Genomic DNA, 10,557 nt, shown 5'->3' with positions numbered 1-10,557 from the left:
CGCCCGGGCCAGCGACCGCGCGGTCGCTGGCCCGGGCGGGACACAAGGTGGCGGTGTCCGGGCGCCGCCCCGAGCCGCTGCGCCTGGTCGCCGAGGAGACGGGCGCCCTGCCCGTACCGTCGGACATCGGGGACCCCGCCGCGGTGGCCTCGCTCGTCGAGACGGTGGTCGGCACGTACGGGCGGCTCGACGGTCTGGTGCTCAACGCCGGCATCGGGCGGGGCGGCGGAGTGGGCGAGGTGACCCCGGAGGACTGGGACGAGGTCATGCGGACCAACCTCACCGGTCCTTTCCTGCTGCTGCGCGCCGCGCTCCCGCACCTGCTCGACGCCCGCGGCGCGGTGGTCGCGGTGGCCTCGGTGTCGGCCCTGCGCAACGGCGTCGGGAACGCCGCCTACGCCACCTCCAAGGCGGCGCTGCTCCAGCTGTGCCGCTCGCTCGCGGTCGACTACGGGAGCGCGGGGCTGCGCGCCAACACCGTGTGCCCGAGCTGGGTGCGCACCGACATGGCGGACCGCCGGATGAACCGGTTCGCCGCCGAGGCGGGCCTGGGCGGGGGCGGTCTGGAGGCGGCGTACGAGGAGGTGACCCGGGTCCTGCCCGCCGGGCGGCCCGGTGAGCCGCAGGAGGTCGCGGAGGCGGTCGCCTGGCTGCTGTCCCCCGCGGCCTCGTTCGTGAACGGCGCGGTGCTCACCGTCGACGGCGGCGCGACCGCGCTCGACCCGGGCACCCTCGGCTTCGAGTTCCGGCTGGAGCCGCGCGCCCCGCGGGCCTGACCGGCGGTCACGGCCGGGGGCGGCCGGTCGCGTTCAGCCGACCGGCCACCGCGCCCGCCGACGCCGTCGCCGCGACCGGCGGCATGTACATTTCTTCCATGGCGGCCCGTACGGCGACCCGGCAGGAGGTCTCGGCGTGGCGCCCGCACGTGCCGGGTGTCGTGGAGGTGTTCCACGCGCACTTCACCGAGCACGCGTATCCGATGCACGTCCACGACGTGTGGACCCTGCTCATCGTCGACGACGGCGCGGTCCGTTACGACCTCGACCGGCACGAGCGCGGCACTCCCGACGACACGGTGTCCCTGCTCCCGCCGGGGGTCCCGCACAACGGCTCGCCCGCCACCGCCGGCGGGTTCCGGAAGCGGGTCCTGTATCTGGACCTGACCCAGCTGGACGAGAGCCTCATCGGCCCTGCGGTCGACGCCCCCGACCTGGCCGACCCGCTGCTGCGGCGGCGCGTCGGGCAGCTGCACACCGCGCTCGCGGAGCCGGGGGACGAACTGGAGGCGCAGAGCCGCCTCGCCCTCATCGGCGACCGGCTGCGCGGCCATCTGCGGCCCGGACTCGTCACGCCCGCGCGTGGAGCCGATCCGGGGGTGGCGCACGGTCTGCGGGAGCTCCTCGACGCGCGTCTCGTCGAGGGCGTGACCCTGGACGAGGCCGCCCTGCTGCTCCACGCCCATCCCGCGCATCTCGTACGGGCGTTCAGCGGCGCCTTCGGCATCGCACCGCACCAGTACCTGACGGCCCGCCGGATCGGCCGGGCGCGCGGTCTGCTGCTCGACGGGCAGCCGCCGGTCGAGGTGGCGGCCGCGACCGGCTTCTACGACCAGTCGCATCTGAACCGCTCGTTCAAGCGGATCGTGGGCACCACGCCCGGGCGGTTCGCCCGGGGGCGGGGCGGACCGTCGCCGCTGTCGTGAACTGGCCACCGGGCAGGGGCGCGAAGCACCTCAAGGGCGGAATGCCGGAGCCCGACACCCCGCGGTGCGGCCTCCGGAGCATGACGATCCGGCCAGCCACCCCCTCGTCACCCCCTGCGGACGACCGAATTCCGCTGTTGTCACCCAAACGGACCAGATGATGCACAGGTAGTCACACTCCCTGGTCGTGGTGATTCCAGCGCCCCGCCGCACGCCCTGTCGACACCGGTCCTCCGCCCGCACTCTGAACGCCGGGGAGAGCGAGCGGGAAGCGGGTGACCGGGTGGACGCGGGCAAGGACGAGGGCGTGGACGTGTGCGTGGTCGGGGCCGGGCCGGTCGGGCTGACGCTCGCGATCGCCCTGCGCCGGCTCGGACTGCGGGTGCGGATCGTCGACAGGGCTCCGGCCGCCAAGCACGAGGCCCGTGCCCTGGTGCTCTGGGCGCGGGCCCGGGAGGCGCTCGACTCCCTCGGGGTCGGCGAGGTCCTCCGGCGCCACGGGGTGGAGCTGGAGGCGGTCACCATCCACGCGCGCGACCGGTTCCTCGGCGAACTCACCACCGGCTGGGCGCTCTGCGCCCACGCCCGCCCCCTCACCATCGAACAGCACGACATCGAACGGCTCCTCTGCGGGGAACTCGCCCGGCTCGGCACCCGTGTCGAGTGGAACACCGAGGTGACCGACCTCAAGGTCCACGAGGACCGGGCCGAGTACACCCTGCGCCACGGGGACGGCACGGTCGAGTCCGCCGCCGCTCCGTGGATCGTCGGCTGCGAGGGCACCGCCAGTGTGGTCAGGGACCGGCTCGGCATCCCCTTCGAGGGCCGCCGCCGCACCGGCCTCCAGGTCGTCCAGGGCAACGCCCGCCCCACCTGGCCGCTCGGCGAACGGCCGGGCCGCGGGCACATCTTCCTGGCCCCGCACCGCTCGCTGCTCGTCTTCCCGCTGCCCGGCGGCGGCTTCCGCTTCTTCTGCTTCCGCGACGATCCCGACCCCTCGCTGACCGCCGCCCCCACCGTGGACGAACTCCGCGACCTCGTCGCGGACACCACCCGGATCCCGGGTCTCCGGCTCGAGACGACGGAGCCGCTCTGGCTGAACCGGGCCCGGTTCGGCGACCGGGTCGCCGCCCGGCTCCGCCACGGGCGGGGGCTGCTCGCCGGGGACGCGGCGCACGCCTGGGCCCCGGTCGGCGGCCACGGCATGAACGTCGGCATCCTCGGCGCCCACAACCTCGCCTGGAAGCTCGCCGCCGTGCACCGCGGGCAGGCGGGCGAGGGGCTCCTGGACACCTACTGCGACGAACAGCGGCGGATGGCGGTGCGGTACGTCCGCGAGATGCGGTTCGACTTCATGGAGCTGCCGCTGCCGCCGCTCGGCCACCGGGCGTTCACCGCCACGGTGCCCGGCGCCCTCGCCCGGCGCGGCTTCCAGCGCCGGCTCGACCTGCGCCTGAGCGACCTGCGCCGCAACCACCGGGGCGGCGCGCTGTCCCGGCACCACCCCGCCCTGCACCGCCGTTCCGGCCCGCGCGCGGGCGACCGCATGCCGGACGTCAGGGTCGCCGCCGCCGGAAGTCCCGTCGCCCGCCGGCTGCACGCCCTCCTCGCGTACGAGCGGTGGACGCTGGTCCTGCGTGCCGAGTGGGCCGCGCCCGGGACGCTCGCCGCACTGCGCGCGGCGTGCGCCCGCTCCCCCCTCCCGGTCCGGATCCTGCCCGTGACGCCCCGGGACGGCATCGAAGCCGGGCGGCTCGGCCGCCCCGACCGCCTGTACCTGGTGCGGCCCGACGGGTACGTGGGCCTCGTCGCCCCGCTCGCCCGCACCGCCCTGCTCCGCGACTACCTCGCGGCGCTCGCCCCCCGCCAGAAGATCCGCCCGCACCGCCCGCACTGAACGATCGAGAGTCGGACCGCCATGCAGACCCTCACCGCCGAGCAGCCCCTTCCCGGGCGGCCCCTTCCCGTGCCGCGCGCCCGGCGGCGCACCCGCGCCAACAGCACGGTCACCGTCGTCGGCGCCGGAATGGCCGGCCTCGTCGCCGCCTACGAGCTGGAGCGGCTCGGGTTCCGGATCGAGGTCGTCGAAGGCAGCCGCAGGCTCGGGGGCCGTGTCCGCACCCACCGCTTCGGCCCGGCGGAGGGCGCCCCGTTCGTGGAGCTCGGTGCCATGCGCATCCCCACCGCGCACCGCCGCACCATGCACTACGTGCACCACCTCGGCCTCGGCGACCAGGTCAGGCCGTTCACCACGCTGCTCTCCGAGGAGAACGCGTACCTCGCGACGAGCACCGGACACGTACGGCTCCGGGACGCGCCCCGGGCGCTGGTCGCCGACGTCCGGGCCTCGCTGCCGGGTCACCGGTACCGCGAGGAGACCGTGGTGTTCGGCGCGTGGCTGGCGGCCGCCGTCGACGCCGTCGCGCCGCCCGCGCTGCGGGACGGGCTCCGCACCGACCTCGCCCGGCACCTCCTCGACCTGGTCGAGGACGTCGACCTCTCCCCGTACCTGCTCGGCAGCGCCAAGGACCGGATCGATGTACACGGTCTCCTCGCGGCGCACCCGGGGATCCGGGCGGGCTGCGGCACGCGGCTCAACGGCTTCCTCGACGACATCCTCACCGAGACGAGCCCTCGGCTGGTCCGGCTCGCCTGCGGCATGGACCAGCTCGCGCAGCGGCTCGCCGCCCGCATCCGGGGGCCGATCTGGCTGGGCCGGCGGGTGTCCGGCTTCGAGGTGGCCGCCGACCACGTCCGCGTGCGGCTCGGGGGCCGCGGCACCCCGGCCGCCGTCCGGCGGTGCGACTACGTGCTGTGCACCGTGCCGTTCTCCGTGCTGCGCGGGATGACCCTGACCGGCTTCGACGAGGACAAGCTCGCGGTCGTGCGGGAGGTGGACTACTGCCCGGCGACGAAGGTGGCGGTCCACTGCCGCGAACCGTTCTGGGAGCGCGAGGGGATCCGGGGCGGTGCCTCGTTCAGCGGGGGCCGGATCCGGCAGACGTACTACCCGGCGGCCGAACCGGAGGGTGCGGCGGACCCGGCGCGGGGCGCGGCGCTGCTCGCCAGCTACACGATCGGCGAGGACGCCGAGCTCCTCGGCCGCATGTCCCCCGCGCTGCGGCACCGGACGGTGGTGGAGGAGCTGGGGCGGATGCATCCGCAGTTGCTGCGGCGCGGGATGGTGCGGGGTGTGGCCAGCCTCGCCTGGGGCGACCATCCCTGGACGGCGGGCGGGTGCACGATCCGCTGGGGCCGGTCCGCCGCCGCCTGCGAGGAGCAGCGGAGGCGGGCCGTGCGGCCGCAGCACCGGATGTTCTTCGCCGGGGAGCACTGCGCGGCCGAACCCGCCTGGATCGAGGGGGCGGTGGAGTCGGCGCTCGAAGCGGTGTCCCTCATCGCCGCGCACGCGCCGGGCCGGGGCGTGGCACCGGCGGCCGGACCGGGGGCGATGGCATGAGCGTGTTCGACCTTCCCCGGCTGTACTTCGCCGGTACGGCCCTGACCCGGCTCCCCACGGGCCCGCACGGCGGCCTGGTGGACCTGGCCGGGAACACCGCGCTGCGGGGCGCGGAGGACGGCGTCCCCGTCCCGTTCGGGGTGGCCGGGCCCGCCGAGGAGTACCACGCGCACCTGGCCGAACGGGGTTCGTGCGGCGGGCACTTCTCGGGGAACGGCCATCTCGTCGTGGAGGCCCGGGTGACCGGGGTGCAGCGGACGGCCGGCGCCGTGGAGACCTCGGACCCGGTGGTCGGGCGGGCCGTCGACCTGTGGGGGCACTACAACCCGTACCTGGGGACGACGGTGAACCGGCCCCGGGTCTTCGACGTCGACCCCGCGTCCGCGTGGACGACGACGCTGATGGGCGGTCGGTTCGCCTTCGGCCGTGACGGGCGTTCGCACGATACGGGGTACGTGTGCGCCGGGGGGCTGACCGGCTTCATGCCGCCCCGCTGGCACGGCTTCTCCCCGGTGCGCCGGGCGCTCCACCAGTGCGCGGTCGGGGCCGGCGAGGGGCTCGACTGGCCGAACGGTGCGGCGGACTCCCCCGCCGTGCGCGCGCTGCGGGCGGCGGCCGAGGCTCCCGAAGGCGGCGGTCTGCTCGTCCAGTTCACCCTGGAGGAGTCCCCCGGACCGGAGGAGTCCCCCGAGGTCGGGGAGGACGCGCCGGGACGGTGGCTCCTGCGGGGTGTCGTCGCGCCCTGGCACCCGGACGAGCCGCGCACGCACCCGGCGGGCCGGCTGCTCGTCCCGTACGGGCCGGGCGGCCGTACGGGGCCGTGCACGGTACGGGTTTCCCCGACGGAGGTGACGTTCAACTCGCCTTTCAGCGAGGGTGTTTCGGGGCCCCTGGAGCTGCGGACCGTCCGTTCGGACCTGTCCGTCGCGGTGCTGCCGGGCGGGCTCCCCGGCGGCGAGGTGGTGACCGTACCGGCGGCTTCGGAGGAGGCGGTGCGGAGGGCGGACACGGAGGGCCTGGTCCTGGTGGACCCGGGCGGAACCGGAGCCGTGCTGCTGCGGGAGCGCGAGGAGGTCGTCCTGACCGACGAGGCCTGCCTGATCCTGGAGCACCCGGACCCGGAGCGGGGCGACGAGCACGCGGTGGAGGTTCCGGTCCGCAGCTTCGTACGGGGCCGGCCGGCGGCTCTCGACGCGGTCGTCGTCCGCCAGTACCCCAATCCCCGTGCCCTGCCGCTCGATCCGGCGGCCTCGACGCCGCAGGCCCGCTGCGGGGACGTGGAGATCGTACGGCTGCGGGCGGGCCGGGCGGCCGGGGACACCTGGTCCTCCTCCTGCCGGATCGCGACGGACGCGCGCGGGCGCGGCCGGTTCACGGTCTCCGGGGCGCGGGCCGGCACGGCCAGGCTGCTGCTCGCGGCCGGTCCCGAGGAGGTTCCGCCCGCCGATCCGGCGGCCCCCGGCTCGGCCTGGGCCTGCTACGACCACGGGGACGCCCTGGGGTTCTGGCCGTGGGCGGGTTCGGCGGCGGTGCGGGTCCTGCCCGACGACTGGCACCTGGACGCCGTCCTCGAGGAGGACGTGACCTTCGAGCTGCTGCACCGCGAGGTGTTCGCGTACTACGAGCAGCTGTTCCCGTTCATGCGGGACGAGGTGTTCAGCCTGGCGGACCGCTGCAAGGTCGAGACGTACGCGAAGCTCATCTGGCAGATGTGCGACCCGGCCAACAAGGACAGGACGTACTACATGCCGCCGACCAGGGACCTCTCCCTGCCGAAGGCGCGCCTCCTGCTCGCGTACCTGCGGGCGCAGGGCGCGGCGGCGGCCGTGCCCCCGGCGGCGGTGCCGTCGCCGGTCCGCGCACATCCGCGGATCACCACGCGGGCGCAGCTGCGGGCGGCGCTGTGGCAGGCCGTCACGGTGGAGCTGGCGACCTCGCTCCAGTACCTCTACGCGGGGTACTCGGTCCCCACGCACGGCACGGGGTTCGCGTACGTGCGCAGCGGGGTGTGGACGCCGCGTCAGCTGCGGCTCGCGTGCGGGGACGGCGGGGAGACCCTCGCCAAGGGCGTGCGGGACAGCCTCTTCGACGTGGCCCGGGAGGAGATGATCCATTTCCTGGTCGTCAACAACATCCTGATGGCGATGGGCGAGCCGTTCCACGTCCCGGAGATCGACTTCGGCGCGCCGGGCCGGCTCCCGCTGCCGCTGGACTTCGCCCTGGAGCCGCTGCATCTGGGCAGTCTCCAGCGGTTCATCGCGATCGAGCGGCCGGAGCGGCTCGCGGGCGGCACGGGGGCCGAACGCCTCGCGGGCGGTATGGAGGCCGGCGGCGGGCACGGTCCGTTCGGTTCGCCGAGCGAGCTGTACGCGGGCATCAGGGAGGGCCTGACCCGGGTGCCCGACCTGTTCATGGTGGACCGGGGGCGCGGCGGCGGCGAACACCACCTGTTCCTCGGGGAGACGGTCAACGCCCTGCATCCGGACTACCAGTTGGAGGTGGACGACCTGTCGAGCGCGCTGTTCGCCGTCGACTTCGTGACCGAACAGGGCGAGGGCGGTGTCCTGGACGCGGAGAAGGCCGGCGCGGAGTCCCACCACGAGACCTTCGTACGGCTCGCGGACCTGCTGATGACGGAACGCGCCGACGGCCCGCGCGGCGCGGGGACGCCGTGGCAGCCCGCGTACCCCTCGCTGCGCAATCCGACGCTCGATCCCGGCCACCCCGGACGGGCGGCGGTGAGCGATCCGCACGCGCGCGAGGTCATGCGCCTGTTCAACCGCTGCTACTTCGTGATGCTCCAGCTGATCGTCCAGCACTTCGGGGAGAGCCCGGACGCGAGCCTGCGGCGCTCGAAGCTGATGAACGCCGCCATCGACGTGATGACGGGCATGATGCGCCCGCTCGCCGAGCATCTGATGCCGCTGGAGTCGGGGTGGCGGGGGCGGACGGCGGGCCCGTCCTTCGAGCTGGAGGAGCCGCCCGTGTACATCGCGCGCCCCGATGTGGCCCGGCGCGGCTTCGCCATGCGCTTCCGGCACCTGGCGGCGATGGCCCGCGCGTGCGAGGGCGTGCCGGACCGGGTGCCGGAACTGATGGCGTGGTACGCGGAGCGCTTCGAGCACGAGGGACTTCGAGGACTTCGAGCACGGGGAAGGAACTGAGGCCGCGACGAACCGACAGCGGGCCCTGGATACCGAGGTGTTGATCGTGGGCGGCGGGCCGGTCGGGCCCGCGCTCGCGCTCGATCCGGCCCACCGGGGCGTGGACTTCGCCCTCGTGGAGGCCGGGGACGGCCGGATCGCGCACCCTAAGGTCTCCGTGGAGGTGCAGTACGCGCCGGACCGGGTGTTCCACGGCCCGTCACGGCTGACGCGGTCCTGCTGACGCCGTCCTGCTGACACAGGTTTCCCTTGAGCCCCGGGAACGTCTCCCCGCCCTCCCGCGTCATACCCCCCAAGGGTATACAGAGGAGGGGTTCCATGACCACGAGAAGGCTGACCGCGCTCGCCCCCGAGCAGGCACCCGGCCGCGCACGCGAACTGCTCACCGACATCGTCGAACGACACGGCTCCGTCGGCGAGATGGTGTCCACGATGGCGCACTCGCCGGCGCTGCTCGACGGCTATCTCAGCCTGTCGCGCGCCATGAAGCGGGTGAAGATCCCCCGCGCCCTGAGCGAGAAGCTGTCGCTCGCCGTCCAGGAGTGGATCGGCTGCGGCACCTGCCGCGAGGCGCACCGCGAGGCCGGCCGTGCGGCGGGGCTGACCGAGACCGACCTCGAACTCGCCCGTCAGGGCACGTCGACCGACCCCCGCGAGGCCGCCCTGATCGGCCTCGCGCTGCGGGTCCTCGCGGAGCCCGGCGCCCTCTCCGACGAGGACGTCGCCGAGGTACGGGCCCACGGCTGGAGCGACCGGGTGATCGCCGAGGTGGTCGGCGTCGTCACCCTCAACCTCCTCACCGGCGCCTTCAACCTCCTCGCGGGAATCCAGCCGGAGGCCGAGGAGGGGTGACCGGGTCCGTGTGACGACGGGGACGTTCCCGGTGGAGTCCGGGCCGAGCGGATAGGGCGGCGGTCGGCCCGGAACCGGGCCGCGGATCCATCGCCTTCCCCCAGGAATTGCGGTACCGGACGATGGCCGCGAGCCGCGAGCCGCGGAGCGGGTGACCCGGGCGCATGTGGGCGGGGCGGCCATGCACGCCGAGCGGCCCCTCCACGTTCCCGTCGGGCCGGGCGCCGAGCGGTGGCGGACCTTCCCCGGCGAGCGGACGCTCGTCGTCGCCGCGCGGACCGTCGTCTCCACCACCCGGGCCCTGGAGTGCCTCCCCGCCGTCCTGCGCGACGACAGCCGGGTGAGCGTCGTCTTCGCGTACGACCCCACCTCCGCCTTCGACGACGGCGTCCTCGACCTGCTCCACGACTCCGGCTGCCGCGTGTTGCCCTGGCCGCAGCCCGGCGACGTCTCCCCCGACCTGGTCCTCACCGCGGGGGGACGACCGGCGGCCGGTCGTGATCAGCTCGACCTGGGGTCCGACCTCGCTGCTCGGCCGGAGCACGGCTGAGCCTCACGACGGACGGAGCGCGCGGCCGCGGCTGCCCGTCAGTCGGCCCACGTGAGGGTCCGGTCCGCGCACTTCGTGAGCAGGGCCTGGTACTTCTCGGGCCGTGACTCGAAGTCGACCCAGGCGTCAAGGCCGGCGGGATCGGCGTCCGGCCCGCGCAGCAGGTCGACGGAGGCCTGCGCGAACCGCTCGACGAGGCCTTCCCTTTCGGCCCGGTCGAGCAGCGGGTGCAGGGCCTCGAGGGCGGCCCTCGCGCGCCGGAGCCGGTCCGGACCGGCGGTCAGCAGGGGACGGATCCGGACGGCGGGGGCCGCGTCGGCGAGCAGCGCGTCCAGGCGCGCGGCCAGGGCCGCGCCCCGCTCCGCCGCGTCCTTCGCCCGCGGCCCGGCCTCCACCAGGACCCGGAGGGCGGCGAGCACCGCCGTGGTGTGCGGCTCCGGCCGGTCCGCCTCGATCCGTACCGTCACGGCCCTGGCCCGTTCCTGGGCGATCCTCCGCGCGGCGGCGACCGCCGGCCCCGCGGTGTGCCGTGGCACCCCGGCGTGTTCGAGGCCCCACTCGTGGGCGTCGAGCACGTCCCGTACGGTGCGGACGCCGTGCTCGGCCAACTCCCCGGCGGGAAAGGCCTTTCCGGCCACCCGCCTGAGTCGTGTCACGGGCATCAGGGCCAGTTCCTCGTCCACCTGTGCCCGGAGCGAGGGGGCCCACGCCGTACGGACCGCTTCCACGGCCTTCCGGTGGTCCCGGGCCACGAGGGCCGCGACCTCCCGCAGCCGGGCCGCCCGACGCACGGCCCGGCGGTGCCTCGGATCCACCAGCGCGGCGGCGT

At 75.1% G+C, this 10,557-nt stretch carries 8 protein-coding genes and 1 pseudogene; 8 read left to right on the top strand and 1 reads right to left on the bottom strand.

Going from position 1 to position 10,557, the window contains the following annotated elements:
* From CCN56_RS23285 to CCN56_RS23250, 8 genes are all read left to right on the top strand, one after another.
* Positions 1-776 (top strand): SDR family NAD(P)-dependent oxidoreductase (locus CCN56_RS23285; protein WP_086829673.1); only part of this gene is annotated, 776 nt, incomplete at its 5' end.
* Positions 777-859: 83 nt separating this feature from the next.
* The gene (locus tag CCN56_RS23280; RefSeq protein ID WP_086829671.1) at positions 860-1,702 is read left to right on the top strand and encodes an AraC family transcriptional regulator; all 843 of its coding nucleotides are present in this window, start codon (positions 860-862) and stop codon (positions 1,700-1,702) included.
* 187 nt (positions 1,703-1,889) lie between these two features.
* Positions 1,890-3,599 carry an FAD-dependent monooxygenase gene (locus CCN56_RS23275; protein ID WP_086829669.1) on the top strand — a complete coding sequence of 570 codons (1,710 nt, stop codon included), beginning with the start codon at positions 1,890-1,892 and terminating at the stop codon, positions 3,597-3,599.
* Between the two features lie 21 nt (positions 3,600-3,620).
* The gene (locus CCN56_RS23270; protein ID WP_086829667.1) at positions 3,621-5,162 is read left to right on the top strand and encodes an NAD(P)/FAD-dependent oxidoreductase; all 1,542 of its coding nucleotides are present in this window, start codon (positions 3,621-3,623) and stop codon (positions 5,160-5,162) included.
* Positions 5,159-8,326, top strand: coding sequence for a ferritin-like domain-containing protein (locus CCN56_RS23265; protein WP_086829665.1), 3,168 nt, complete (start codon positions 5,159-5,161; stop codon positions 8,324-8,326). The genes CCN56_RS23270 and CCN56_RS23265 overlap by 4 nt, the downstream gene beginning before the upstream one ends.
* A 37-nt stretch (positions 8,327-8,363) precedes the next feature.
* Positions 8,364-8,549, top strand: a complete 186-nt coding sequence (locus tag CCN56_RS45595) for a hypothetical protein (protein ID WP_086829664.1) — start codon at positions 8,364-8,366, stop codon at positions 8,547-8,549.
* Between the two features lie 95 nt (positions 8,550-8,644).
* Positions 8,645-9,178, top strand: coding sequence for a carboxymuconolactone decarboxylase family protein (locus CCN56_RS23255; protein ID WP_086829662.1), 534 nt, complete (start codon positions 8,645-8,647; stop codon positions 9,176-9,178).
* Between the two features lie 151 nt (positions 9,179-9,329).
* On the top strand, positions 9,330-9,728 hold the full coding sequence (locus CCN56_RS23250; protein ID WP_306300625.1) for a hypothetical protein: 399 nt from the start codon (positions 9,330-9,332) through the stop codon (positions 9,726-9,728).
* Positions 9,729-9,766: 38 nt separating this feature from the next.
* On the opposite strand, the pseudogene CCN56_RS23245 reads toward CCN56_RS23250, so the two are convergent.
* A pseudogene (locus CCN56_RS23245) lies at positions 9,767-10,557 on the bottom strand (hypothetical protein); the annotation flags it as partial.

The sequence above is a fragment of the Streptomyces sp. NRRL B-24572 genome, from assembly GCF_002156145.1.
Lineage (GTDB): Bacteria > Actinomycetota > Actinomycetes > Streptomycetales > Streptomycetaceae > Streptomyces > Streptomyces vietnamensis.
Note: the sequence above shows the minus strand (reverse complement) of the source record. Positions and strands in the feature narration are given on the sequence as shown.